The sequence below is a fragment of the Ammoniphilus sp. CFH 90114 genome, from assembly GCF_004123195.1.
GTDB lineage: Bacteria > Bacillota > Bacilli > Aneurinibacillales > RAOX-1 > YIM-78166.
In genome coordinates, this window is record NZ_SDLI01000007.1 from 188,204 (window position 1) to 213,127 (window position 24,924).

General features: G+C 41.1%; 30 protein-coding genes. 20 read left to right on the top strand and 10 right to left on the bottom strand.

Features of this window, described 5'->3' with window-relative positions; genetic code table 11:
• The first annotated feature begins 35 nt into the window (after nucleotides 1-35).
• The 4 genes from EIZ39_RS17090 (at nucleotide 36) to EIZ39_RS17105 (ending at nucleotide 4,370) form a co-directional block, all read left to right on the top strand.
• Nucleotides 36-1,667 (top strand): ABC transporter substrate-binding protein, encoded by a 1,632-nt coding sequence (locus EIZ39_RS17090; RefSeq protein ID WP_129201301.1) that lies wholly within the window; start codon nucleotides 36-38, stop codon nucleotides 1,665-1,667.
• Between the two features lie 189 nt (nucleotides 1,668-1,856).
• Nucleotides 1,857-2,861 carry an ABC transporter permease gene (locus tag EIZ39_RS17095; protein ID WP_129201302.1) on the top strand — a complete coding sequence of 335 codons (1,005 nt, stop codon included), beginning with the start codon at nucleotides 1,857-1,859 and terminating at the stop codon, nucleotides 2,859-2,861.
• A gap of 12 nt (nucleotides 2,862-2,873) precedes the next feature.
• Nucleotides 2,874-3,776 (top strand): ABC transporter permease, encoded by a 903-nt coding sequence (locus EIZ39_RS17100; protein WP_129201303.1) that lies wholly within the window; start codon nucleotides 2,874-2,876, stop codon nucleotides 3,774-3,776.
• A 30-nt stretch (nucleotides 3,777-3,806) separates the two neighbouring features.
• On the top strand, nucleotides 3,807-4,370 hold the full coding sequence (locus EIZ39_RS17105) for a cupin domain-containing protein (protein ID WP_129201304.1): 564 nt from the start codon (nucleotides 3,807-3,809) through the stop codon (nucleotides 4,368-4,370).
• Nucleotides 4,371-4,413: 43 nt separating this feature from the next.
• Here EIZ39_RS17105 and EIZ39_RS17110 read toward each other — a convergent pair whose 3' ends face one another.
• Together EIZ39_RS17110 and EIZ39_RS17115 are read right to left on the bottom strand one after the other, a co-directional pair.
• On the bottom strand, nucleotides 4,414-4,722 hold the full coding sequence (locus tag EIZ39_RS17110) for a winged helix-turn-helix domain-containing protein (protein WP_129201305.1): 309 nt from the start codon (nucleotides 4,720-4,722) through the stop codon (nucleotides 4,414-4,416).
• Between the two features lie 131 nt (nucleotides 4,723-4,853).
• Entirely contained in the window at nucleotides 4,854-5,081 is a 228-nt protein-coding gene (locus EIZ39_RS17115) for a hypothetical protein (protein ID WP_129201306.1), read from the bottom strand.
• Between the two features lie 155 nt (nucleotides 5,082-5,236).
• On the opposite strand from EIZ39_RS17115, the gene EIZ39_RS17120 reads away from it, so the two are divergent.
• Nucleotides 5,237-5,458, top strand: a complete 222-nt coding sequence (locus EIZ39_RS17120; RefSeq protein ID WP_129201307.1) for a hypothetical protein — start codon at nucleotides 5,237-5,239, stop codon at nucleotides 5,456-5,458.
• A 34-nt stretch (nucleotides 5,459-5,492) separates the two neighbouring features.
• On the opposite strand, the gene EIZ39_RS17125 is transcribed toward EIZ39_RS17120, so the two are convergent.
• On the bottom strand, nucleotides 5,493-5,687 hold the full coding sequence (locus EIZ39_RS17125) for a hypothetical protein (RefSeq protein WP_129201308.1): 195 nt from the start codon (nucleotides 5,685-5,687) through the stop codon (nucleotides 5,493-5,495).
• 193 nt (nucleotides 5,688-5,880) lie between these two features.
• Here EIZ39_RS17125 and EIZ39_RS17130 point away from each other — a divergent pair, with 193 nt between their 5' ends.
• Nucleotides 5,881-6,999 carry a DUF3900 domain-containing protein gene (locus EIZ39_RS17130; protein ID WP_129201309.1) on the top strand — a complete coding sequence of 373 codons (1,119 nt, stop codon included), beginning with the start codon at nucleotides 5,881-5,883 and terminating at the stop codon, nucleotides 6,997-6,999.
• A 60-nt stretch (nucleotides 7,000-7,059) separates the two neighbouring features.
• Here EIZ39_RS17130 and EIZ39_RS17135 read toward each other — a convergent pair whose 3' ends face one another.
• Nucleotides 7,060-7,959 carry an acyl-ACP desaturase gene (locus EIZ39_RS17135; protein WP_129201358.1) on the bottom strand — a complete coding sequence of 300 codons (900 nt, stop codon included), beginning with the start codon at nucleotides 7,957-7,959 and terminating at the stop codon, nucleotides 7,060-7,062.
• A 159-nt stretch (nucleotides 7,960-8,118) separates the two neighbouring features.
• Here EIZ39_RS17135 and EIZ39_RS17140 point away from each other — a divergent pair, with 159 nt between their 5' ends.
• The 4 genes from EIZ39_RS17140 to EIZ39_RS17155 all read left to right on the top strand — a co-directional run bounded on the left by EIZ39_RS17140 (nucleotide 8,119) and on the right by EIZ39_RS17155 (nucleotide 12,787).
• Complete coding sequence (locus EIZ39_RS17140; protein ID WP_129201310.1) at nucleotides 8,119-8,916, top strand: alpha/beta hydrolase; 798 nt, start codon at nucleotides 8,119-8,121, stop codon at nucleotides 8,914-8,916.
• Nucleotides 8,917-8,919: 3 nt separating this feature from the next.
• Nucleotides 8,920-9,906, top strand: a complete 987-nt coding sequence (locus EIZ39_RS17145; RefSeq protein ID WP_129201311.1) for a PucR family transcriptional regulator — start codon at nucleotides 8,920-8,922, stop codon at nucleotides 9,904-9,906.
• 102 nt (nucleotides 9,907-10,008) lie between these two features.
• Nucleotides 10,009-11,118, top strand: coding sequence for an ABC transporter ATP-binding protein (locus EIZ39_RS17150; protein WP_129201312.1), 1,110 nt, complete (start codon nucleotides 10,009-10,011; stop codon nucleotides 11,116-11,118).
• A gap of 220 nt (nucleotides 11,119-11,338) precedes the next feature.
• Complete coding sequence (locus EIZ39_RS17155; protein WP_129201313.1) at nucleotides 11,339-12,787, top strand: LCP family protein; 1,449 nt, start codon at nucleotides 11,339-11,341, stop codon at nucleotides 12,785-12,787.
• A gap of 52 nt (nucleotides 12,788-12,839) precedes the next feature.
• On the opposite strand, the gene typA is transcribed toward EIZ39_RS17155, so the two are convergent.
• Entirely contained in the window at nucleotides 12,840-14,675 is a 1,836-nt protein-coding gene (gene typA / locus EIZ39_RS17160; protein WP_129201314.1) for a translational GTPase TypA, read from the bottom strand.
• Nucleotides 14,676-14,853: 178 nt separating this feature from the next.
• Between typA and EIZ39_RS17165 the strand changes: the two genes are divergently transcribed.
• Complete coding sequence (locus EIZ39_RS17165; protein WP_129201315.1) at nucleotides 14,854-15,126, top strand: hypothetical protein; 273 nt, start codon at nucleotides 14,854-14,856, stop codon at nucleotides 15,124-15,126.
• A 57-nt stretch (nucleotides 15,127-15,183) separates the two neighbouring features.
• Here the strand turns inward: EIZ39_RS17165 and EIZ39_RS17170 are convergent, their stop codons facing one another.
• Together EIZ39_RS17170 and EIZ39_RS17175 are read right to left on the bottom strand one after the other, a co-directional pair.
• Nucleotides 15,184-16,482, bottom strand: coding sequence for a BaiN/RdsA family NAD(P)/FAD-dependent oxidoreductase (locus EIZ39_RS17170; RefSeq protein ID WP_129201316.1), 1,299 nt, complete (start codon nucleotides 16,480-16,482; stop codon nucleotides 15,184-15,186).
• Nucleotides 16,483-16,493: 11 nt separating this feature from the next.
• Nucleotides 16,494-16,718 (bottom strand): DUF1128 domain-containing protein, encoded by a 225-nt coding sequence (locus EIZ39_RS17175; RefSeq protein WP_129201317.1) that lies wholly within the window; start codon nucleotides 16,716-16,718, stop codon nucleotides 16,494-16,496.
• A gap of 184 nt (nucleotides 16,719-16,902) precedes the next feature.
• Here EIZ39_RS17175 and mnmL point away from each other — a divergent pair, with 184 nt between their 5' ends.
• Nucleotides 16,903-17,823 carry a tRNA modification radical SAM protein MnmL/YtqA gene (gene mnmL, locus EIZ39_RS17180; RefSeq protein WP_240675854.1) on the top strand — a complete coding sequence of 307 codons (921 nt, stop codon included), beginning with the start codon at nucleotides 16,903-16,905 and terminating at the stop codon, nucleotides 17,821-17,823.
• A gap of 69 nt (nucleotides 17,824-17,892) precedes the next feature.
• On the opposite strand, the gene EIZ39_RS17185 is transcribed toward mnmL, so the two are convergent.
• Entirely contained in the window at nucleotides 17,893-18,249 is a 357-nt protein-coding gene (locus EIZ39_RS17185) for a hypothetical protein (RefSeq protein WP_129201319.1), read from the bottom strand.
• A 168-nt stretch (nucleotides 18,250-18,417) separates the two neighbouring features.
• Here EIZ39_RS17185 and EIZ39_RS17190 point away from each other — a divergent pair, with 168 nt between their 5' ends.
• Nucleotides 18,418-18,870, top strand: coding sequence for a hemerythrin domain-containing protein (locus EIZ39_RS17190; RefSeq protein ID WP_164985147.1), 453 nt, complete (start codon nucleotides 18,418-18,420; stop codon nucleotides 18,868-18,870).
• A 39-nt stretch (nucleotides 18,871-18,909) separates the two neighbouring features.
• Here the strand turns inward: EIZ39_RS17190 and EIZ39_RS17195 are convergent, their stop codons facing one another.
• Entirely contained in the window at nucleotides 18,910-19,617 is a 708-nt protein-coding gene (locus tag EIZ39_RS17195; protein WP_240675847.1) for a Crp/Fnr family transcriptional regulator, read from the bottom strand.
• Nucleotides 19,618-19,738: 121 nt separating this feature from the next.
• On the opposite strand from EIZ39_RS17195, the gene tatC reads away from it, so the two are divergent.
• From tatC to EIZ39_RS17225, 6 genes are all read left to right on the top strand, one after another.
• Nucleotides 19,739-20,512, top strand: a complete 774-nt coding sequence (gene tatC, locus EIZ39_RS17200; RefSeq protein ID WP_129201321.1) for a twin-arginine translocase subunit TatC — start codon at nucleotides 19,739-19,741, stop codon at nucleotides 20,510-20,512.
• Nucleotides 20,513-20,532: 20 nt separating this feature from the next.
• Nucleotides 20,533-20,745 carry a twin-arginine translocase TatA/TatE family subunit gene (locus tag EIZ39_RS17205; protein ID WP_129201322.1) on the top strand — a complete coding sequence of 71 codons (213 nt, stop codon included), beginning with the start codon at nucleotides 20,533-20,535 and terminating at the stop codon, nucleotides 20,743-20,745.
• Nucleotides 20,746-20,771: 26 nt separating this feature from the next.
• Nucleotides 20,772-21,260, top strand: a complete 489-nt coding sequence (gene mobB, locus EIZ39_RS17210) for a molybdopterin-guanine dinucleotide biosynthesis protein B (RefSeq protein ID WP_129201323.1) — start codon at nucleotides 20,772-20,774, stop codon at nucleotides 21,258-21,260.
• 22 nt (nucleotides 21,261-21,282) lie between these two features.
• The gene (locus EIZ39_RS17215; protein WP_129201324.1) at nucleotides 21,283-21,747 is read left to right on the top strand and encodes a molybdenum cofactor biosynthesis protein MoaE; all 465 of its coding nucleotides are present in this window, start codon (nucleotides 21,283-21,285) and stop codon (nucleotides 21,745-21,747) included.
• Nucleotides 21,747-21,992 carry a molybdopterin converting factor subunit 1 gene (gene moaD / locus EIZ39_RS17220; RefSeq protein ID WP_129201325.1) on the top strand — a complete coding sequence of 82 codons (246 nt, stop codon included), beginning with the start codon at nucleotides 21,747-21,749 and terminating at the stop codon, nucleotides 21,990-21,992. The genes EIZ39_RS17215 and moaD overlap by 1 nt, the downstream gene beginning before the upstream one ends.
• Nucleotides 21,993-22,075: 83 nt before the next feature.
• A complete protein-coding gene (locus tag EIZ39_RS17225) occupies nucleotides 22,076-23,296 on the top strand; it encodes an MFS transporter (protein WP_129201360.1) in 1,221 nt (406 codons plus the stop codon).
• A 247-nt stretch (nucleotides 23,297-23,543) separates the two neighbouring features.
• Here EIZ39_RS17225 and EIZ39_RS17230 read toward each other — a convergent pair whose 3' ends face one another.
• Nucleotides 23,544-23,855 carry a hypothetical protein gene (locus EIZ39_RS17230; RefSeq protein WP_129201326.1) on the bottom strand — a complete coding sequence of 104 codons (312 nt, stop codon included), beginning with the start codon at nucleotides 23,853-23,855 and terminating at the stop codon, nucleotides 23,544-23,546.
• Nucleotides 23,856-23,934: 79 nt separating this feature from the next.
• Between EIZ39_RS17230 and EIZ39_RS17235 the strand changes: the two genes are divergently transcribed.
• Nucleotides 23,935-24,918: a hypothetical protein gene (locus EIZ39_RS17235; protein WP_129201327.1), complete on the top strand. Its 984-nt coding sequence runs from the start codon at nucleotides 23,935-23,937 to the stop codon at nucleotides 24,916-24,918.
• The last annotated feature ends 6 nt before the right edge of the window (nucleotides 24,919-24,924 follow it).

Here is a 24,924-nt window from a genome sequence, read left to right on the forward strand (position 1 = left end):
AATATTCTTCTAAAAACCATTAAGGGGGAAAAAGCATGAAGAAGAGATGGATGTTCTCTGCACTTTCACTACTTCTTGCAGCATCCTTAGGATTAACAGGATGCGGAAGCTCTAGCCAAACACCAGATGCTTCCAAGCCGCAAGAAAATGCACAACCGGCTGAATCAGGCAAGCCAGCGCAAGACACTCTAATCGTAGGGCGCGGAGGTGACTCTGCTGCACTAGATCCAGCTGTGGTTACAGATGGAGAGTCAATCAAGATTACACAACAAGTATTTGACACCCTATTAGACTACAAGCCAGGGACTACGGATGTAGAACCTTCCTTAGCTGAGTCTTGGGAAATGTCTGAGGACGGTTTGAAATATACTTTCAAATTGCGTCAAGGCGTAAAGTTCCATGATGGAACAGATTTTAACGCGGATGCTGTTGTTCATAACTTCAACCGTTGGTTGGCTGGAGATAAGAGCCAATTCTACTACTTTGTTAGTGCATTTGGAACTGCTGAAGACCGTGTAATTAAAGAGGTAAAAGCAATCGATGCTAATACAGTAGAATTTACCTTGAACAAGACACAAGCTCCTTTCTTGCGTAATTTAGCAATGCCTGCATTTGGTATCGCAAGTCCTAAGGCTCTAGAAGAAAAAGGTGAAAAGTTTAAGGAAGAACCAGTTGGAACCGGAGCATTTGTTTTCAAAGAGTGGAAGCGTAATGATTCCATTACACTAGAAAAGAATCCTAACTACTGGAACGAAGGATTCCCGAAGGTGAATAAGGTAATTGTTCGCAGCATCCCTGAAAACTCTGCACGTTTTACAGCTCTTCAAGCAGGCGAGCTTGACTTGATTGAAGGCGTAAATCCTGATGATCTTGCTGCATTAGAAGGTAATGCTGATTTACAAAAGTTCGTTCGTCCTGCATTTAACGTAGGATACCTTGGATTTAATGCGAAGAAGCCTCCATTTGACAATCCTAAGGTTCGTGTTGCATTGAGCCATGCTGTAAATAAAGAAGCTTTGATTAGTGCTTTCTATGGCGGATTGGCTGAACCAGCTAAAAACCCAATGCCTCCTTCCTTGTTTGGTTACAACGATGCGATCGAAGATTATCCATATGACCTAGAAAAGGCAAAAGCTCTTCTTGCTGAAGCTGGCTATCCTAATGGAATCGAAGAAGAATTAGTATTCTATGCAATGCCAGTAGCTCGTCCTTATATGCCAGATGGAAAGAAAGTAGCTGAAGCACTTCAAGCTGAGTTTGCAAAAATTGGCGTGAAAACAAAGATTGAATCTCCTGAGTGGGCTGTCTACCTAGAAGATGCGAAAAAAGGAGAAAAAGATCACATCTTTATGCTTGGATGGACTGGTGACAATGGAGATGCGGATAACTTCTTGTTCACTCTTCTTTCTAAGGATACGATTGGAAGCAACAACTATTCACAATGGGCGCATGATGAGTACTCTAAGTTAGTAGCAGAAGCACAAGGCGAACTAGATGAAGCGAAGCGTATCGATCTGTACAAGAAAGCTCAAGAAATCTTCAAGCAAGAAGCTCCTTGGGTACCTTTAGTACACTCTACTCCATTGCTTGCTGGACGTGCGAATGTGAAGGGATATGTACCTTCTCCTACAGGCTCTGAATCTTATGAAGCTGTATACTTTGAGTAAATAATGGCAAGAGGGTAGTAGGTTCTACCTACTATCCTCTTTCTATTTAAGAGAAGCAAGGTTACCTTGACATAACCTTGACAGCGAATCATCGAGTGACTGTTGTGATTATGTCAAGGTAACCCATGGTTGTCTTGACAATAGCGAACTTATTATTAATTTGTATAGTGAAGGTGGGTGGTTTACAACATGGTGTCATATATCATCAGGCGTTTGCTTATGCTTATTCCCGTACTCATCGGGATGTCTATTATCGTTTTTTCTATTATACATGCCATACCTGGAGATCCGGCTGAAACCATCCTAGGAGATAAGGCTACAGAGGAATCCAAAGAAGCCCTTCGTGAAGAACTTGGATTGAACGATCCGGTTCATGTGCAATATTTAAATTACATGACTAGATTGTTGCAAGGGGATCTGGGCAATTCCATTCGCACGAATGTCCCTATCTCTGAGGAGATTGGTCCATATTTGGCAGCTACCCTTGAATTGACACTGGTAAGTATGGCAATAGCTGTCTTCGTTGGGGTCAATGCAGGTATTATTAGTGCTTGGAAACAGAACTCATGGTTTGATTATACAAGTATGATCTTTGCTTTAGTTGGTGTTTCGATGCCGATTTTCTGGTTAGGCCTTATGGAGCAATGGATTTTTGCTTTGGAGTTAAAGTGGCTCCCTTCTCTTGGTCGGATGAATGCACGCGATCCTGTTGAGGCTGTAACACACTTATATATTATCGATGCTCTAATAGCTGGACGTCCAGATCAGGCTTGGACTGTAATCAAGCATTTAATTTTACCTGGTATTGCTTTGGGAACGATTCCGATGGCCATCATTGCACGTATGACGCGTTCTAGTATGCTAGAGGTGATGCGTTCCGATTATATTCGTACGGCAAGAGCAAAAGGCTTAAATCAGCTTCCAGTCGTATATAAGCATGCGTTTAAGAATGCCCTAATCCCTGTTGTTACAGTCATTGGTTTGCAAACAGGCTTATTGTTAGGCGGTGCTGTATTAACAGAAACGATATTTGCTTGGCCAGGGGTAGGACGTTATATTTTTGAGGCTATCAGCTTCCGCGATTACCCTGTTATTCAATCTGGAATACTCGTTATCGCTGTTATCTTCGTCTTAATTAATTTAATCGTTGATCTTCTCTATGCATTGATTGATCCACGAATCAACTATAGGTAGGGGTGATAAGTTTTGTCTCAACTAACTGCACAAGTAGAAACGAATAATGAATTGAAACAGAAGTCCGAACCGATATCCTCTCCTTGGCGTGATGCATGGAGAGGTCTTAAGAAAAATAAGCTGGCTATGGTTGGGGGATTTATTATAATCTTCTTCGTCACCATTGCCATCTTTGCACCGGTGTTAGCAACACATGACTACAAGGAACCTGATTTGATGAACCGCCTTCAAGCTCCTTCTGCTGAGCATTGGTTTGGAACGGATGATTTAGGGAGAGATATTTTTTCACGTATATTGTATGGTGCACGTATCTCCTTATGGGTAGGTACATTTGCGGTAATCGGCTCCATGATAGCTGGATCTTTCCTAGGGATTGTTGCGGGTTATTATGGAAGATGGGTTGACATGATTATCTCTCGTTTCTTTGATATCATGTTGGCTTTCCCGAGTATCCTTCTCGCTATTGCGATTGTAGCGGCATTAGGTCCTTCTCTTCAGAATGCACTAATAGCGATAGCGATTGTTAACATCCCTAACTTTGGTCGTCTCGTAAGAGCTAAGGTATTAAGTTTAAAAGAAGAAGAGTTTATCATGGCAGCAAGAGCACAAGGGATGCGAGATAGCCGAATTCTTTTCCATCATATCCTGCCTAACAGCTTAGCACCCATTATCGTTCAAGGTACATTGGGGATTGCTACAGCTATTATTGAGGCTGCTGCACTTGGTTTTCTTGGAATGGGTGCACAGCCGCCAGAACCTGAATGGGGTAAGATGTTAGCCGATTCTAGACAGTTTATTCAGTTAGCCCCTTGGACCGTTATTTTCCCAGGATTGTCTATTATGTTAACTGTTTTAGGATTCAATCTCATTGGAGATGGATTAAGAGATGTACTAGACCCGAGAATGAAAAACTAGAGACATCAATGGGTGATGGGGGGTAAGGGTATGTCGAGTGGTAGCGAGGTCTTACTGCATATTTCCGAGCGGATAAGAGAAATACGGACCGAGAAAAGAATAACATTAAAAGAAATGAGCGAAATCACAGGCCTATCCATCAGTTTTTTATCGCAAGTGGAACGGGGAACTTCTTCTTTAGCTATCACTTCATTGGAGAAGATAGCACTAGCTTTAGATATCCCTATGTCCAAATTCTTCATGGATCTGAATAACACTCAATTTGTTATTCGCAAAGTGGACCAGAAGGAACTGAAGGTTGATTTTTCCTCTGCGACACTTATTCGATTAGCTGGGGAATTTCCTGAGCGTAAGATGGATCCTTTAATTATGGAACTTCAACCTGCACAGAATGAAAAACGATTTAATCAACATTCTGGAGAAGAGTTTTATTATGTGCTAGATGGTGAAGTTGACTTTACCATTGAAGAAGAAGTATTTCATTTAAAAAAGGGAGATGCGATTCACTTTCCTTCGCACATCCCCCATTTAATCACAAACCCTTTATCTACTCCAAGTAAGCTCATATGTGTATTAACCCCTTGTTTACTATAAGTAATGAAAGAAAGAGCTGTGTTTACGAACACAGTTCTTTTTTTTATCCAACGAGTACTCGTATTTCCTGATTCCATTTATCAAGGGCATGGAAAACTTGAGGGTTTGCTTTGTAAACCATAGGCTTTCTACCTGTTTTATTCGTTTTGTAAGATGAGCGTTCTTCTACAATTAGATTGGCGTGCTCTAAGGTTTTTAAATGGTCTCTCATAACATTAGGGTGAATACTAAAAACGGCAGCAAGCTCTTGACAATTAAATGTCTCTTGGTGTTCTACAAGATAGTTATAGACACTGATTCTAGTGTCATCTTGAAGGGAGCGGAAAATAGGTAACAATAATTCTAATTTCATAGGAGAAGCATCCTCTCGGTTTTAGTTTTCGATGTTTTTACGCTTACCATGATGCTAACATGGATTTTTATCCTCAGCTATGATAAAAATCACATTCAAAAATAGAATACATAAAAAAGAACTAGCTTAGGCTAGTTCTCTCGATTCGTGTTATTCATTCGTTTCGCCATATTTTTTGCTGCACTCGCCATCTGGTCAACTGCATTCATGGCAGTACTTTCTACAGCTTCTAAACCTTGTTGGGTGGCCTGCGCGGCCCCAGCAACGGCGTTTTCTACGGTATCAAATGCGGTATCGGCTCCATCCTTAATCGTTTTTGCCGTTTGTGTGATCATATCATTGTTTTGATTTTGCTTCATGTTGATCCTCCTTTGAGTATAGTGCATGTAAAACTAACCATATTGTTTACCGCAGCGTTTTACTCTATTCCTTTTCAAATAGAGGATTAACGGACGAATCTCTTGTCTATACTGAGTGATAGAAGAGTGGATCATCGTGAATGAGGTGAAAATGAATGGATGTCATGCCAGTAGATCAGTTTTTAGATCGTTGTGTAGAAGGAGATCGAATTGTTAGGTGCCCTAATTGTCAAAGAATAAATGTTGGACAAGTAGCCCCTAAGTACTTTTATTGCTCTGACTGCTTTATAGAAATGAAACTTGGTGAAAAGATTACTTTTTATGAGCTAGATGAAAATGGAGAATTAGCTTGTTTAGACGATATTTTTTATACCTAATTGGATTGAGTATGCGAAAAGAAGCCTTTAATTTTCATAAGGCTTCTTTTTTTCTTGTTTCACCAAGAAACGTTATTCGCTCGTTAATCACCTGAACTTTACGATACAACAACATTCGTTCTTGCCAACATATTGTAGGATCAACCACTTGGTCTTTGATGATTTTTTTAATATCCTCGAGCGCAGTTATATTTGATATTGTGTATATTTCAGTTTGGAACTCATCCACCGTAATTCCCCCTTTTTAACCATGGAAAAAATACAATTCCCCCAATGCTAAAATATATCCAGAAAACGTGATATTATGACAAAAATATACATGCATAAAATTGATTTGTGGTCCTTTTTCTTTTTGAAAAGCTGATATAATAATGAAGTCTAAAAAGATAACTATTCTCTTAGGTTAAGGGGAAAACGACAATATGGATTTTAAGGTTGAGTATCTTTCGTTTTTTGTAGTGAAAATGGAGGGAGAAGGAGAACAGGCCTCTCCATCCTATAGGCACTACCAGACATTCGATGAAAACAGCTACCAGGAAAGTAATGTCATGTGGTTTCTTGAAGGGGAGTTTGCAAGAACAGTAAAAAGAAAGGCAGAACGAACTCCTAAAACAGATCAAGCACCAACGAAAATTGGGAAGTTTATTGTAGAACCAGGTCATGGGTTAGACAGCAACCCCAACTATAACATGTTCTACAGACTAAAGAAGGCAGAGAGCATAGAGGACTTCAAAAAAGCCACAGATGATATGATTCGAGCTTATATTCAAACCTCAGCTAGTCGAGGGGGCGCCCTAATTATCGCAAGAGCAAAGCTCACCAAATATTTTGATGAACCATTCATCTTCATCATGAAGTGTGATTTTGAAAATAAGATCGCCCGAATTGCAGATGACTTTATCATTCAGGAAGTCCAGATGGCGATTAGTGCGAAGAATATTAAATCCATCCTTTATCCTTATATGCCTGAAGAAGGAATGGTAAATGAATGGGAGTTGAAAATATTCCAGTCTTCTCACGCTCGTTATTTTGAGGATTTTTTAAAGTATGTGGATTATGAGCCCTCTGTACCAGAGTTGATGAATACACAGGTCATGGGGATGGTTCAAGAGTTCATTGAGGAGTCTTTTCCCGTCGAGCAAGAAGAAAAGGAAAAGGAACTCGAAGAAATGGACTTATGGGCAGGAAAGAAAGAGAGAGAATTACAGGAGAAGTGGACACCAGATCAAGTAGAGGCTGCAACACAAGCTCTGGTTGAGGCAAAGCCGGACTTGGAAATGAAATTCAAACTTGATGCTGTCATGGTTAAGTCCATGTTATCGGAATACGGAGAGAATATACACTTTGCTAAAATTGGAAATCGCTATGTCGTCCTGATTGAAGGTGACTCCTTTCAGTTTGATAAGGGCATCTCTCCTATTGAACTACTACGCCCTGATCAGTTGGAAGAGGTTATGCATAAGATCACAAATAAGCAATTCCGTTCAAACGGCTACACAGAAGTCGCAGCTGGAAGGAATGATGAAGATCCTCCCTTCTAATCGTAACCCAGGTTTGAATTTTATTGGAAAGAAAAAACACCAGGTAAAATCTACCTGGTGTTATGCATTTGCTTTTTTTCGTGCAGCTCTCTCTGAAATTTTCTTGAGTCGATCATGGTGCTTCAACATGTTGTTCTTCGCTTCTTCTGCCTCAGAGTGAGAAGGCGTTAATTCACGAATACCCCAGAACTCAACAAGAACATCAACCACCTGAAGAAAATACTGCTCTGGTCCATAATTCGCTTCATGTCCAATGACCTTCATGCGATCTTCAAAATCCGGCATGTTTCTACCGGGCATACCAAAGTTGAGCAATACATGAGAGACATGATAAACATAATTAGGATCCAACTCAAGGTGAGCCTTAACCGCATCTCTGTAGAAGGCGTAGTGTAAGCTTTCATCCTTGGCTAAGCGTCTAAGCAACGTGGCTAAATCGCGATCATAGTTCTGTGCCACTTTAGCAACATTGTTATAGTAAACCATCGTTGCAAGCTCTTGAATAGCGGTATATGCCATGACTTGTACTGGTTCAGGGAACTCACATTCAAATCCCTGCTCAACCACGTGCTTTCTAAGCTTACGCAGTTCATGAGGGTTTGCATTACGAGTAATAATGAGATAAGTTTCTAATAAGCTGGAATGTTGATCTTCCTCAGATACCCAAGTATGAATAAAGTCTACCAGAGGCTCTAAAGCACCCTTGAAGGTCACGTTAAGATGAGTCGTAAACCAAGGAAGATTCACTTCTGTCAGTAAGGCGGTTTCAATAGCTGTATAAATAGCTGTGGGTAGAGTTCTTTGACTTTCTTCCCATGGTTCTTTCTTAAAGCATCGAGCCTTGTCCCAAGGGATAAAATCATGATAGCTCCAGTCAATCTTTTCAGCTCTTTCACGGTGAACCTTGTATAATTCCATTAGGCGCCCTTCTAATCTAGCGTCTACATTGCTGTATTCAATCACTAAAACGTCCCCCTTCAAAAAACACTATAACTTATATTATAAAGGTTTTTGAAACCAAAAGAAAATTGTTTTTAGAGAAATTGAGTCGAATTTTTGAAGATAATTAATGTTAAAATTTCGTTAAATTTCAGTAAATGGTAGGAGGCGTAACTTACATTGAAGACTTTTACCTTTTTTTCACCCGGAAGCGAGCCGGTTTGGGGATCTGTTCTGTTGGTTCACGGATCTGGTGAGCATGTAGGTGCCTATAAATGGGCGGTAGATCAGTGGAATCAAGCTGGACTTGATGTATGGGGGGGGGATTTGCCTGGGCACGGTCAGTCCCCTGGAAAACGAGGCCATATCCATCAGTTTGACGATTATATAGATGCAGTGGATACTTGGTATGAAGCGTTTAGAAGGAAGTCTCATCATCTTCCCTTTATTTTTGGGCATAGTTTGGGAGGGTTGGTGGTAAGTAGATTTATGGAAGTAAAGAAAAGAGAAGCGAGCGGCGTCATCCTATCCTCTCCTTGTTTTGCATTGAAGGTTAGAGTTCCTGCATGGAAAGAATGGATAGCAAAAAGTCTTAATGTTTTTTATCCTTCTCTAGTCCTTCCCTCAGAAGTGACAACAGAGGCTGTTACCCGTAATATTGAAACTCGACGGATCATCGAGAATGATCCCTTAAGAGTGAAGGGAGTAAGTGTACGGTGGTATCGAGAACTTCAAGTTCATATGCAAAGAAATTGGGAAGAGAAGGTGCTTTTCCCAGATGTTCCTATAGCCATTCATCAAGCGGGTCAAGATCTTATCATTGATTCGTCTGCCCCTAAGAAGTGGATAGACAATGTACAACTTACGGATAAAGAGTTTACCTTGTGGCCGGGACTTTACCATGAACTTCTGAGTGAACCGGAGAGGCAAGAGGTTATGGATGCGATGGTGAAGTGGATGAAGGAGAGGAGACCTTAAAAATTGAGAGAAGGGCATGTATTGATAGACCAATTGAATAGGATTATAGGTCAAAGAGGAGAAGTCAGAAGTACGAGGGCACAGATGCAAATCGGTCAGAGTTGGAGGCTAGGGGACGAGCTGCTCTTCCAATTTGAAATCAATCAATGTGTAGCTTACCCTTTAAAATTGTTGCACCCTCAATCTATCCAGCTTATTGAATTGCTCCTTCTAGAGGCATCTTCCGCTTATTCTAAGGGATTGAGCGTGTTAGACTTCTTTCATCATTTAATGGACGGAAAACCAATCGTACAAATGGTTCAAGAAGCAAGGCAGTTAGGATTGGATGATAATAAAGTTTATATGCCTCTGTACCTCGAAATGGAGAAGGCAGAGAGTGGCCTCTCTTCCATGATTGAATCCTACTTTGAGGGAAAAGTGTTTGGAGATATAAGTGATTTACAAGGATATTTCTTCATATCGATAGGAGACTTAGCTCTAGATCCGTTAGACCAGGAAGCGTTAGAAGAACTGGGGCGCGGGTTGACAGAGCTTTTGCTAGAGGAAGGATTGGAACATGTTCGAATGTCATTTACCCTCCCTGTCCATGATATCCACCATTGGTCAGGAGCCTTTCATTTAGGTAAAAACCTGTGCTACGCTGGAAGAAAATTTGATCCAGAAGCCCGTGTGTATTTTTCTTGGAAAATGCCTTTAGAGCTAATGCTGTCTGATCTTCCTGAAGAAAGCGTAAAGAGATACGTTGAGCAAGTGCTAGGGGAAAAAGGGTTGTCACAAGTCAATGGAGAGTTGTTTTCTACCCTTCAAGTGTTTCTCCAGGAGAATCTTAATGTTAGTGAAACAGCAAGGAAACTTTATATTCATAGGAATACCCTTCTATATCGAATTGAACGGTTCAAGCAAGAGACGGGACGAGATTTAAGAAACGGCCGGGAGGCCTATCTTGTCTACTTAGCGATGATTCTTTGCAAGGGCTTTCATACAGATTGACCAAAGTCCTATCGCTAATTTTGTTTAACCTGTCCAATTGGAGTTAGGCTCGATTCTGGTTACAATAGGAGTAAGAATTAACCAATGGCAGGGGGAAACCAAGTGGCAGGATTGAAATTTAATCATATTAAAAAGAAGTATGGAGATAACGCACTGACAGTAAAAGATTTTCATTTAGATGTAGCAGATAAAGAATTCCTCGTATTAGTTGGTCCTTCCGGTTGCGGGAAATCGACAACTCTCCGGATGATTGCGGGCTTAGAGGATATCTCTGAAGGTGAACTTTATATCGGTGATCGTGTAGTGAATGATGTAGCACCGAAAGATCGCGATATTGCCATGGTATTTCAAAACTATGCCTTATACCCACACATGAACGTCTACGATAATATGGCATTTGGGCTTAAACTAAGAAAGTTCCCGAAAGCCGAGATTGAAAAGCGTGTAAGGGAAGCTGCTAAAATCCTTGATATTGAACATTTATTAGATCGTAAGCCGAAGGCTCTATCCGGAGGGCAGCGCCAACGTGTAGCATTAGGTCGAGCAATTGTACGTGAACCTCAAGTCTTCTTAATGGACGAACCGCTTTCCAACCTCGATGCCAAGCTCCGTGTACAGATGCGCACAGAGATCAGTAAGTTGCACAAGCGATTAGAAACGACAATCGTATACGTTACCCACGACCAGACGGAAGCAATGACGATGGGTGACCGTATTGTGGTGATGTATGATGGCGTTATTCAACAAGTAGCCACTCCACAAGAAATTTATAATTTTCCGTCCAATAAGTTTGTAGCTGGATTTATTGGGTCCCCTGCTATGAATTTTATTGAAGGTAAAATTGTAGAAGAAGGTGGAAGCTTATTCTTCAAGAACGAAGGGTTCCATGTTCTTATTCCAGAAGGTAAAGCTAAGATCTTGCGTACAAAAGGATACGTAAATCAGGAAGTCACGTTTGGCATACGCCCTGAGGATATTCATGACGAACTAGTTTTCCTAGAGTCTGCTCCTCAGTCTAAATTCACAGCAAGTATTGATGTGGCCGAGAATATGGGAGCTGAAATTTTCCTTTACCTCACGGTTGGTAAGAACAGCATTACGGCACGTGTGAAAGGAAGAGGAGTGCAAAAGCGTGGAGAAAACGTAGACTTAGCATTCGATATGAACAAGTCTCATTTCTTTGATGCAAAAACGGAGGAAGCTATCCGATAAATTTAAACTGAGAACGATTAAGAGGCTGTCTAGATCAGTCTCTTTTGTTTTTTTAGGAATGAAACTTTTTCTGCTTCTTTACCGTCTGATTGGGTAGATCATTTTCGAATAAATTAATAGTATGGGAAAAAACAAGTCTTCCCATACAAAGGATATTGCTAAATTTATGGTTGTACATTATGCTTTAATGGGTATGATCTAGTTGCGTGGGGGTACAACAATGCAAATTGAAACAAATCGATCTTTAAAGAATAAACAGACGAAGAAGACAAAAAAGAAAAGACGATGGATTGGAATGCTCCTAAGTTTCTTTCTCTTCGCTTCGATCGCGGCAGGGGCTGTTTGGTGGAAGGTTGAAGATTTCTTAGATGATATTACCATAGAAGCTGAACCAGGAGTAATTAAAGAAGAAACGACCAAACCAGTCAACTATAACCAAGATCCAATTTCTATTGTTATGATTGGGAAGGACTCTAGGGAAGGCCTTGGGACAATGAATACAGATGTACTCATTGTAGCCGCTCTGAATCCGAAAACGAAACATGTGACCATGATGTCTATCCCACGGGATACGGGGGTACAGATACCAGGGTATAAAGGTTATCATAAGATTAACTCCGTCTATGCAAAAGGCGAGCGCGAGCGTCGCCTAGCCGAACAAACCGGTAAACCCGTTACCGAAACAGGTACAACGTTATTGAAGAAGACATTAGAGGAGGCCCTTGGGATTCCTATCCATTATTATGCTATGGTGGATTTCGAAGGCTTTACTAAGGTTGTCGATAAGTTGGGTGGACTTGAAATCGACGTAGAAAAAAGTATGAAATATACGGATCCAACCGACGGAACGAACATCAACTTAGAAGCAGGACGACAATCATTAGATGGTAAACAGACCCTAGATTATGTGCGTCATCGCTTAGATAACAGAGGCCCGAAGTATTACTCTTCTGACTTCGATCGAGGACAAAGACAGCAAATCGTAGTTAAAGGCATGGTTGATAAGATGAAATCTTTTACGGGGATTTCGAGCTTCTTCAGCGTACTGAATGTAGCAGGGGAGCACGCGCGTACAGACCTATCTAAGGATCAAATTAGAGGGCTGGTCATGGATTTCAAATCCGTTGGTTCTGAGAATATTGCGAGCTTAGATACAGGCGGATATTGGGATCGAGCAAGTTCTCATACGATCATACCGAAGGAAAACCTAAAGCAAATTCAATATTCTTTCCAACATGAGATGGGAATTGAAGGGGTTAAGTTTGAGTCCAATTTGCGTGTAGATGGAGGGTCAACGAAGTCAACTCCAATCAAGAAAGCAGAACCGGCCAAGACTCCAACCACTCCTAAGAACCAAGCACAGGAAGCACCTGCAAAAGAACCAACTAATAAACCAGCAGAACCAGTTGAGCCAACCGAACAACCCGTTCCAATGGATCCACCTGTTCAACAAGATAATCCAAGCGGAACGGTTCAACCGGCACAACCACAACAACCACAACAACCAGAACCATCCACTCCGGCTTCACCTCCTTCAGATTCACCGGCTGTAGTACCAGCCCCGGCAGAATCTCCAGGAATGTTACAACCGCCAGCACCTGCGCCAGCTCCTGTACCTAATCCGAAGCCAGCAGAACCGCAACAGCCGGTAGAGGGAGCACAAGGATAATAGAAGAAAAAAGAGGACCCTCGAGGGTCCTCTTTCTTTATGAAGAGCTTATTTATTGGGTAACTCCATATCGTTGTGCTTTCTTAGCACTTTCACGTTCATTCTTCTTAAGGTACTTCTTACGCAAACGAACAGATTTAGGTGTTACCTCACAGAACTCGTCATCGTTAAGATACTCTAAAGCTTCTTCTAGAGACAAGGTTCTAGGCGTTTTAAGTTTCACAGTATCATCTTTCGTCGCGCTTCTTACGTTTGTTGCATGCTTTTCTTTACACACGTTTACGACCAAGTCATTGTCACGGTTGTGTTCGCCTACGATCATCCCTTCATAAACATTGGTTCCAGGATGAATAAACATATAACCGCGATCTTCAACTGAAAGAAGTCCATATGTTGTAGCGACTCCTGTTTCGTGGGAGATGAGGACTCCCACTCGGCGACCGCCCACTTGTGCAGCAATATAAGGCTGATAGCTGTCAAAAGAATGGTTTAGGATTCCATAACCCTTAGTTAAAGTCATGAACTCCGTACGGTAGCCAATTAAGCCACGAGATGGAATAAGGAACTCTAAGCGAACTGCTCCAAATCCATTATTAACCATGTTGATCATTTCAGCTTTTCGGTAGCCAAGAGACTCCATGACATTACCAGTAAATTCTTCTGGAACATCAATTAATACACGCTCAGTTGGTTCCATTTTCTTTCCGTCAATTTCACGGATAATTACCTCAGGCTTAGAGACCAGCAACTCGTAGCCTTCTCTTCTCATGGTTTCAATAAGGATAGAAAGATGTAGTTCCCCTCTACCAGATACTTCGAAGGATTCTCCGCCTTCAGAATCCTCAACACGAAGACTTACATCGGTTTCTAACTCTTGGTACAGACGGTCTCTAATCTTACGGGAGGTAACATGCTTCCCTTCTTTACCTGCGAATGGTCCATTATTGACAGAGAAAGTCATCTTAAGAGTAGGTTCATCAATCTTTAGAAGAGGCAAAGCTTCTGGGTTTTCGAGATCAGCAATCGTCTCCCCTACGTAAATTTCAGCAAGACCTGGTACAGCGATAAGGTCCCCCGCTTTAGCTTCTTCAATTTCAATTCGTTTCAAGCCAGCAAAACCAAATAGCTTGACGATACGCACTTGCTTAATGGAACCATCACGAGTAATATGGGCAACCATTTGACCCTTGCGGATAACCCCGCGGTGAATACGGCCAATACCGATTCTTCCTAGATAGTCATTATAGTCTAGGATCGTTGCTTGCATCTGTAAAGGTCCATCCACATCTACTTCTGGAGCAGGGATGTGGGAAATAATAGCGTCGAACAAGGATTCCATATTCTCGTTCTGTTGGTTAGGATCAGTACTTGAAGTACCGTTAATTCCAGAAGCGTAAATAACAGGGAATTCCAATTGCTCTTCAGTGGCATCAAGATCAATAAAAAGGTCATAAACTTCATTTACCACTTCTTCAGGGCGGGCATTCTCCCTATCTATCTTGTTAATAACCAAGATGGGGGTCAACTGTTGCTCAAGGGCTTTCTTTAGAACAAATCGAGTTTGTGGCATACAGCCTTCAAAGGCATCGACGACTAACAGTACACCGTCAACTAACTTCATAATTCGTTCTACTTCACCACCGAAGTCAGCATGGCCTGGGGTATCCAAGATGTTAATTGTATGCCCTTTGTAATTGACCGCTGTATTCTTCGCTAATATAGTAATACCGCGTTCTCTCTCCAAGTCATTGGAATCCATAACGCGTTCATGGACTTGCTCGTTAGAACGAAATATCCCAGACTGTTGTAAAAGTTTATCCACAAGAGTCGTTTTTCCATGGTCAACGTGTGCAATGATGGCAATATTACGTAAATCTTCTCTTTTCATTATTGTGCTCCTTCGGGTTCTCTTACATAGAAAGTTTTACATTCAACCTAGATATTATACTACATTTCTTTATAAACACCTAAAGGAATATATGTAGATTTCATTAAGGGAAGTTAATTCCAAGGATAGCAGGCTGTTTAGTTCTTCATACTAAATAACAAAGAGGGGGGATGCAGATATGCAAAGAGGGTTAATGATGCTATTGTTTGGAGGAGTTTTTACTCTTTTAGGCTTGTTCATGATGCCTATGCGCAGAGCTAATCCAAAAGACAATTTGGTGGATAATCCCATTGGTTGGGGGTTGTTTGGATTTGGCTTATCCAGTTTACTGGTAGGAATTACCCAATCCGCTAAAGAAAAGGAAAAGACAAAGGTGGAAGTTAAGACCTTTGAGTATCCCGTCATTAAGAAAGAAGAAAAAATTCGCGAAGAAGAGCCTCAGATCCATTAGTACAAAAAAAAACTTGGTTGACGACATACTTTTTAAATGTCAACCAAGTTTTTTTATTTATTCCACAGGAAATAATGCAAGTTCTTGCTCATTTCGACTATATTCGGCTGCGCCTTGTCCTGCCGTATATCCGGTAGCAAAAGCAGCGGTAATATTGAAACCACCTGTATACCCATGGATGTCTAGAATTTCTCCACAAAAGAAAAGCCCTGGCATGATTTTAGATTTCATGGTTTTAGGTTCGATCTCTTTAAGGTTGATCCCTCCACCTGTGACGAAGGCTTCCTCAATGGATAATGTACCATTGACAGGCACTGGAAACTCCTTACATAATCTTGAAAGCTTTTCAAGTCCATCTTTAGGCAGATGAGCAGAAGTTGTACTCTCATCTATATCTGCCCATTCTAAAAGTAAAGGAATCAACCGTTCTGGAAGATATCCTTTTAGTACATTTTTAATGGCTTTCTTCGGTTCTTCCGTTGTCTTACGCTGAATTTCCTCCATGATCTCATCTGCTTTTTTAGTAGGAAATAGATCAATTAGCACGGAGATTTCTTTAACCCCATGTTTTTTTAAGGCCTTGATGACAAATTGACTACAACGGAGTGCAGCGGGTCCGGATAATCCGAAATGAGTAAAGATGATGTCGCCTTCATGCTCGATAATTTTCTTGTGTTTGAGCGGATCTAGCACAGCTAAGTGGATACTTCTCAGAGAGAGTCCCTGAAGTACCCGTTGTTGTATGAACGGTGCTTTCGACGTTAGCGGTACTTCTGTCGGATAAAGCTCTGTAATGGTATGACCAGCCTCCTGAGCCCATTCATATCCATCTCCCGTTGACCCTGTATGTGGAACTGATTTCCCCCCTACGGCTATGACAACGGAGCGTGCTTCAAGGAGCTTCCCGTCTTTTAATCGGATGCCCTTCACCTCGTGGTCCTCATATAAGACCTTATCTACTGGGGCGTTTGTTAGAATCTCTACTTTAAGTAATTTAATTTGATTAATGAGAGTATTAACAACATCTTTCGCTTTATCTGTAACGGGAAACATCCTTCCACGATCTTCTTCTTTTAAGGGGATGCCTAGCCCTTCAAAGAATTCAATAATATCCTTGTTATTGAAAACAGAAAACGCACTATGTAGGAAACGCCCATTACCGGGGATATTCTTAATAATGAAATCAATACTCCCTGCATTCGTTACATTACAACGTCCGCCACCGGAGATCGCCAATTTCCTTCCGAGCTTGTCTCCTTTATCTAACAGAAGAACTTTGCTTCCAGAACGTCCGGCTGCAACAGCCGCCATGAGACCTGAAGGGCCTCCACCAATGATAATCACATCATATTTCATAATTGTCCCTCTTATTTTTTTCGCATACTCCCTAGTTCGCTTACGATGGCTTCCATCTCGCTGATGCTAAATCGTTCTTTACGCATGACCATTTCAAAGAGGTCTAGCAGATCCTCATAAATATCTAATTCAAAAGCATCAGGATTCATGACGGAGGTATTAGCCATTGTTAATTTCTTTTGTAGCTCATTAAGCATATGCACCATATTTTCACGACTAGGATTTGCAAGATTCATTTATATCATCTCCAATTAGTTAATTCGTATAGCAATAATTTTACCATATTGTCAAGGGAATACTACGGAAACGATGTGTTTTCTCAGGTCTTAATGTTAGTTTATAATGGAATGGTTCTCGTGTAAGGTTGTAGAGAAAGGGGCAGAGATTAAATTGAATACTATTCAACCGATTGCTCCGCAGATGTGGGGAGATAAACGATATCATACTTGGAATTATCACTTAAGAGAACGATTCGGGGCTAAGGTATTTAAAGTCATGCTTGATGCGGGATTCACCTGCCCGAACAGAGATGGAAAAGTAGCCATTGGGGGATGTACATTCTGTAGCGCTAGAGGTTCAGGAGATTTTGCCGGCGCAAGAAGAGACGATCTAAAAAAGCAGTTTCATGATGTAGCAGAAAGAATGCATACGAAGTGGCCTGAGGCAAAGTATATTGGCTATTTTCAGGCTTATACCAATACCTATGCTCCAGTAGAAGAATTGAGGGAGTGCTACGAAACCATTTTAGAAGAGGATGTAGTTGGATTAGCCATTGCAACTAGGCCAGATTGTCTTCCTGATGATGTTGTAGAATATCTAGCAGAGATGAATCAAAGAACGTATCTATGGGTTGAACTAGGCTTACAAACCGTTCATGAATCAACAGCGGAACTCATTAATAGAGCTCATGACTTTGAGACCTATGTAGAAGCTGTAGAAAAATTGAGGAAGCACAATATTCGAGTTTGTTCTCATATCATCTTAGGCTTGCCAGGTGAGACGGAAGAGATGATGATGGAGACGGCTAAAGCTGTCGCAAACCTCCCTGTTCAAGGCATTAAGATTCATTTGCTGCACCTGCTTAAGAAGACTCCGTTAGTCAAATTGTGGGAACAAGGAGGATTAGAATTTTTGGATCAGGAAACCTACACACGTTTGGTCGTTGATATATTAGAGATCCTACCACCAGAAATGATTATTCACCGTTTAACGGGAGATGGGCCTCCAGAACTCTTGATTGGACCGATGTGGAGTAGAAGAAAGTGGGAAGTCCTAAATGGAATCGAACGTGAATTGCGTCAAAGGAATGCATGGCAGGGACGATTATGGAAAAGAGATTAAGCGGAGCAATTCCGCTTATTTTTTATATGAAAAAAACTCCGGATATTCCGATATCCGGATGGGTAGTTTCTATGAAGTGGAGACAACGCGGCTCTTAAATACGACCCACTCTTCTTCTGTTTCGATGTTAGACAGTTCATCGTACAGTTCTTCAAGTATATCCTCATCGCTAAATATGAGGGGGGATTGATCGCCTGAGATCAGCTGTTCCATTCGGGCTAATTGCTCTACTTGTTTTCGGTATACCTGTAGTAAAGGAGCGGACAGTCGTGTGATAAGTTTTCTTTCTTTTGCTGGGTCTCGTTCGATTTGCTGTTCATAGTGCTCAATATACTCTTCTTGAGTTTTTGCTGTATATTCCTCAGGTGGTTCAACTCCTAGGAACAGGGCGTATCGAAATCGCTCTAATGCTTGTTCAATGCTCAATCGTTTTCTTCCTCTCTTTTGCTTGATCTATTCAGGTTTGTGATAAACTTAACAGACGTTGGCTATAGCGTATAGTAAATTACTATATGAATAGAGAATTCTATACAGATACGTATAACACAATGCAAGGTTACTTTGCAAAAATCTATGGGAAAGAGGGAAGGAACGATGAATATAACTGATTCATTTGCGCTCTTTCTAGAACAACATGAACAAATAAAAGCAACGGCTAAGGAAGCCCAGCTCGCGTTGGAGCGGATTAAATCAACTGGAAACGTGGAGGGATACCAAGAAGTATTAGATAAACTAGTGAAACTGAAAGCAGAGCTCATGGAGCACAGCAGGCAGGAAGAGGAAGTGATTGTTCCTCTCGTTGAGAAAATGTATCATTCTCCAGAAATGGCTCATTACGTAGAAGATGAACACGTGCAGATGGAAGAGGATCTACTGGCTATTAAGAAGCAATTGCGTATGCACATTAGTGAAGAAAGAGAGCAATTGGATGAAGAAGTGTTTGTGAAAACTAAAAGATTCCTTACGCAAACAGTCACTCACATCTTTGAAGAGGAGAGCGGGTTATTCCCTATGCTAAGGGGGTATTTGTTACAGATGGAAAAGTAAAAAAAGATTCCTCGCAGGAATCTTTTTGTTTTAAGAAAGTTAAATTCGGCAAATATCTTCAGGGCAACCATCACATTCTAAAAATTCTTTAAGATATGTGATATTATGAACAGTAATAAAGCCATTATCAACACTAATGACTTCATTCTTGCGAAGCTCATTTAACATACGGTTTACACTCTCACGGGTGGTCCCGATGAAATTGGCAAGATCTTTGTTGGTTAAGAAGAGATCAATAAGGACACCGTCCTTGACCTTAATCCCATAAGTATTGGTCATTCGGATCAGTGTAGAATAAAGAGCACCGTGCTTACCAAGGAGCATTAGATCCCTAAACTTCGATTGATTGCGGCGATAAGCAATTCCCATCCATTTCATAAACTCTACGGCTAGTTTACTGTTGCGTGTCAGGAGATCTTCTAAGCTTGATCTAGCTATAATTCCAGCGCTTCCGTCCTCTAGCATCTCTGCGGTAGAGGTATAGGTTATTCCAGGCTGAAAAAGGGCTAGTTCTCCAATCAGTTCTCCTGGTTTACAAATATAAAGAGTCAGCTCTTTTCCCTCAAGGGTCGTTTTACTGATCTTCACACTACCGGAACGAATGAAGTAGAGATTCTCAGCTTTTTCTCCATCCATGTAAAGTATGGTATCCTTAGGGTAATTGACATCGACGGCAATCGCATTGATCTCTTCACGGAATTCATTTGGGATCAATTGGAAAAAGGTTTTATCAGTTATATTTTCCAATGTATGACCTCCCTTCACAGTAGTTATTATTAAATATTATCATAGGTCCAAAAGGAACAAAATGCTTTTAATTATAACTTTCCTAAAAAAATGTTCCAAATAAGCTAAAAGGAGGTGTGAAATGAATAAAGAAGAAACAAGATCAGATGTACAGCTTACGGAACATCTTGCCGAGATGAGAAAAAGAATTATTTATTGCTTAGTATTCTTTTTCCTTGCCATGATCGCTGGATTTGTATTTTCAGGACAAGTAGTCAATCATTTGAAGAATGATCCTGCGGCCAAGCATTTAGAATGGCATGTCTTCGGTATTGCCGATGCTTTATCCGTTTACGTTAAGGTTTCCCTTGTTTTAGGTCTTATTATTTCTCTTCCTTTCTTTCTCTATCAGATCTGGGCTTTTGTAAAACCAGGTTTGAAGAAGTCTGAACAGAAAATAGCCTTGCGCTTTATTCCGGGAGCGACCTTATTATTTGTATTAGGGATTGGATTTGGGTATTATATTTTATTTCCTATGGTTACCAGGTTTATGTTAATTATGACCCAAACCTTACAGGCAGAGGAAATGTTTGGTATCACACAATATTTCAGTTTTATGTTCTCGATTGTGTTACCTTTTGGGCTTTTGTTTGAACTTCCTGTTCTTGTGATTTTCCTTACCCGTTTAAGGATCCTTAATCCTATTAGGTTAGCAAAGATGAGAAAATTAGCCTATTTTGTTCTTGTTTTAGTAGCTGTCACGATAACGCCGCCCGAGATTATTTCTGATTTTCTTGTGACCATTCCCTTGTTGCTTTTATATGAGTTTAGTATTTGGTTATCGAAAGGAATTTACAAGAAGCAGTTAGAAGAGGACGAGAAATGGTTAGGTGACATGGAGGAAAAAACCTCTTAACAAAAAAGGAGTGATGTTGTATGTTTACAAATATAGGAATTCCAGGTCTTATTCTGATTCTTGTCATTGCTTTAGTCATTTTTGGACCCAAGAAACTTCCGGAGATCGGACGAGCTTTTGGCCAAACACTACGAGAATTTAAGAAATCGACCAATGAGTTAACAGCAGATGTACGAGAAGAGATTGATGAAGCTAAGAACACGGTAAAGCAAGTAACGGAAAATAAGAAGTAACACAACTTCCATACTGGGGGGACAGCATGACAGAAAAAGCCGTTATACAGATTGTAGGTTATAAAAATAGCGGAAAGACAACGACGAGCTGCGAGATGATTCGTCGTTTTTCTGAATTAGGTTGGAAAGTAGGGAGCATTAAGCACGATGCCCACGACTTCGAGGTGGACTACCCAGGAAAGGACACTTGGCTTCATAGAGAAGCAGGGGCTCAGATTGTAGCCATTTCCTCGAAGGATAAAACAGCCATCATGGAACAGCAATCTTCGAGTTTGGACGACTTGTTAACTCGTATGAGTGGGGTTGATCTTGTGATCGTAGAAGGTTACAAGTTTGAGAGCTACCCTAAAGTTGTCCTGCTAAGAAATGAGGGGGACCTTCCGCTTCTTGACCAGGCGAATGAAATTATAGCGGTTTCTACTTGGTTTCCCTACCAACACCCTATCCTACCGGTAGTTGAAAAAGATCAATATGAGCAATTATTTCAAATTATCTCCGATTTTCTTAAGAACTAAATGTTGACAGGAGGCCTTTTAGGTGAAAAACTTCGCTATCACTCGTGATCAAATCGAGATTCAACCGCTTATTGATCTTGTCTCACATCCAAATGCAGGAGCGATTTGCACGTTTATCGGTACAGTAAGGGAAATGACGAAAGGGCTTAAGACGCTTTATCTCGAATATCAAGCGTATGAAGAGATGGCTGAGAAAAAGCTAAAGCAAATCGGCGATGAGATTACAGCCATGCATCCAGAAGCCCGCGTAGCGATTGTTCATCGAATTGGACATCTTGACATTTCTGAAGTAGCCGTAGCGATTGCCGTCTCTAGTCCGCACCGTGATGCTTCATTTGAAGCTTGTCGGTACGCGATTGAACGTATTAAGGAAATTGTCCCCATCTGGAAAAAAGAAAATTGGGAAGATGGACAGAGCTGGATTGGAGATCAGAAAGAAAAGGTGGCTTATCCAACAGGGAAGCCTGAGATAAAGGAGGAAAGCTGATGATTCGTGTTCTACTGTTTGCAGGGTTAGCGGAAGTAGCTGGAGCGTCCGAGATTCATTTAGAAGTAGGACAGGGCCCATTATCCATAGAAACGGTAAGAGAAAAGTTATCCTTACGATATCCGGCTATGGCAGACTTACTCGGGAAGAGTATGGCAGCTATTAACCAAGAGTATGCTAATGCCTCAGATCTTATCCGTGAAACAGATGAGGTAGCGTTTATTCCTCCAGTAAGCGGAGGGTAGTTAAATGGTTTTTACCCTTCTCCTGCTACTTTTCAATATGGCTAAAGCCAAGTATAATAGTAGCAGGATGGAGATGATTGACAGTGGAACTTTGGAAAAGAAATTTAGTGGTACTATGTCTCGCCCAGTTTTTAGTCATGGCTGGCATGAGTTTAGTCATTCCTTTTTTACCACTTTATTTACAGCAAGAAATGGGAATCGTCGATGAGAAGGCACTACACCTTTGGACGGGTGTTATTTTTGGTGCGAACTTCTTATCGGCGTTTTTGTTTTCACCCATCTGGGGGAAATTAGCTGATCGTCATGGAAGAAAAATTATGCTCATTCGCAGTGGGTTTGGAATGGCGATTGTGGTTGCTTGTATGGGCCTTGCCACCTCACCGATCCATTTACTCATACTTCGCTTTTTGAATGGAACCATATCAGGGTTTATACCGGCATCCATTGCCTTGGTCTCAACCAATACCCCAAAGGAGAGATCTGGATATGCACTAGGAACGCTCCAAGCGGCGGCGGTAGGTGGTTCCGTCTGCGGTCCGCTTCTTGGCGGGTTGTTAGCCCATTCCATGGGTTATAGAAGCATCTTCTTCGTTATGGGGATATTATTGTTTGTTGCAGCGGTGATGGTTACGTGCTTGGTAACGGAGATTAATAAACCTGATAAGAAAAAGGTAGAAGAAACAGGCTACATAGAGGACTTTAAGGTGATCTTCAAAACGAAACCACTTCCTGCTCTCTTTGCCTCAGGATTTTTAATCCAAATTGCGATGCTAGGAACTACTCCTTTTATCACTAGTTACGTTCAAGAGCTATGGAAAAGCCAAGAGATGCTGGCTTTGCTAGCCGGTGCCGCCATCTCCATTACAGGACTCGCTACTATGATTTTTTCTCCTTTTTTAGGAAAATGGGGGGATCGCATTGGTTCCCAATATATCCTGTTTTACGCTTTAGTAGGTGCAGGTTTGTTCTTGATTCCTCATGCTTTTGTTGTATCGTTGTGGCAATTGTTCCTGTGTCGCTTCTTACTAGGAATGTGTATTGGTGGGATGTTGCCAAGCGTCAATGCTCTAATACGCCATTATGCTCCCAAGAATATGGAAAGCAGAACTTACGGTTACAGCAATATGTGTATATTTCTAGGTAATATGCTAGGTCCACTGCTAGGAGGCTGGCTATCCGGTTGGATTGGGTTACAAGGAGTATTTCTATTCGCAGCCTCTTTAATACTATTTAATGCCTTTTGGGTCAAAGTTCAATTGTTGGGCCATCAAGAAGAGAGAAAATCAAGAGAAAAAGCGATTTAGAACTCAATCTGGTGGATAAAGGAACTTTTTTCCTTTATTTTAAAATAATTAAGAAATGGGCGTGAAATAACGGAATACATTTCCGTTATTTCACAAAAAGCGTCTTACTTCGTCTTTTTTACTGATTTAGCGGAAAAAATGGGTCTTATTTTGCCTATAATTATATAAAAACGAGAATTAGCGGAATCTTCTCCGGTTATTGTCTCCCAAGCCAATCCCCTACCCACGACACCGCCATGCAGACAGCTTAGATCAAGCCTTCTTCCCGGTAATGGTGAATATCATGAATTAACGCTTCGGCGTAATCTAAATCATCAGGGATCCTGTCAAGGGTGTCCATGAAGGTTCGGTTTACAAGTTGTTTAAGAATAGCCACATGGAATTGAAACCCAAAATCTCGGTACCCATCCTCAGCCATTGCACTTAGATCTGCCTGTTCAATAAGGGCGAGAATGGCCTTTAAATATAAATCAGCTCCACAGGGATGTTGCGCTGGTCCGGAAATGCTAACCCCCACGTCCCTCGTGATGTCATGAATGGTGAAACTCATATTTTCCAATGCTACTCCACCTCCGCAGTATATCCTTCTCTTATTTATCCCAAAATAGAGGAAGAACATGCTGGAAGGAGTGGAATAGATGGCTAAAATTGAATTGTACCCTGAACTGCGTACAACAGGGGGCGAAGCGTTATCGATTCACCGTAAAGGAGAATGGATTGGTGACGTTTATTTGATTTATAGAGAAAATGACCTACTCACAGGTACCATTCATCTAGATGAGGAGTATGTGGAGCAAAGTGAGGTATATCGTATTATTCAGGAGGTTCAATCCTATATTACCAGCTTGTCCTATGCCTTGAATGTGACCGACCATAATATCAATATTCTCTTTGGACAATATTCATTATTAGAAGATTACACAGATGAAATGAATGAGGAAGAAGTAGAGGAAGACGATTTTCTTGGTGAAGAGGTAACGGGTTATGAACGCTGGATTGTAGGACAAGGAAAGAACGGTATTGAATACCAAGTATACGATGACGAAGGAGACCTTGTAGCAGAAGCTGTAGTCGATATTAAAGGTACCCGAATTGTTGGTGATATTCACTTTACAAGTGAACCTACTGAGCAGGTTATGGAAGATATTGAGGCTGTCCTACTAAAGGATTATGACCATGATCTTATTGATCAATATAACTTTACCTTTTTTGTCAACGGACAGGAGTATGAGGAAGTAGAGATTGAGACCGAAGATATAGAAGAGAACATGGATTTAGAAACCGAGAGCTCGGATTCCATCATTCAAATGCTCGAACGTGAAGAAGAAGAGGATGACTATGAAGATAGGGAACGTGCGGAGGTTGTCTTTGATCTGGTCGATGAAAAAGATCGTCCATTAGGAGAGGCGACTTTTTACTACTCCGAAGATGGTGTAGATGTAACCGTTGAATTAGCGATTAAACCTACTGAGGACACAGCTCATCACTTAATGAAGAGCGTCTTTGAAGAAGCACTTACAGACCCAATGGAATGGGTGAATATTCGGATGTACCATCAAGGTCAGGTGGTCGACGGGTTTCATTTTGAGCGCGGGAAGGAATCATCGTCCATACAGGCTTAGAGGAAA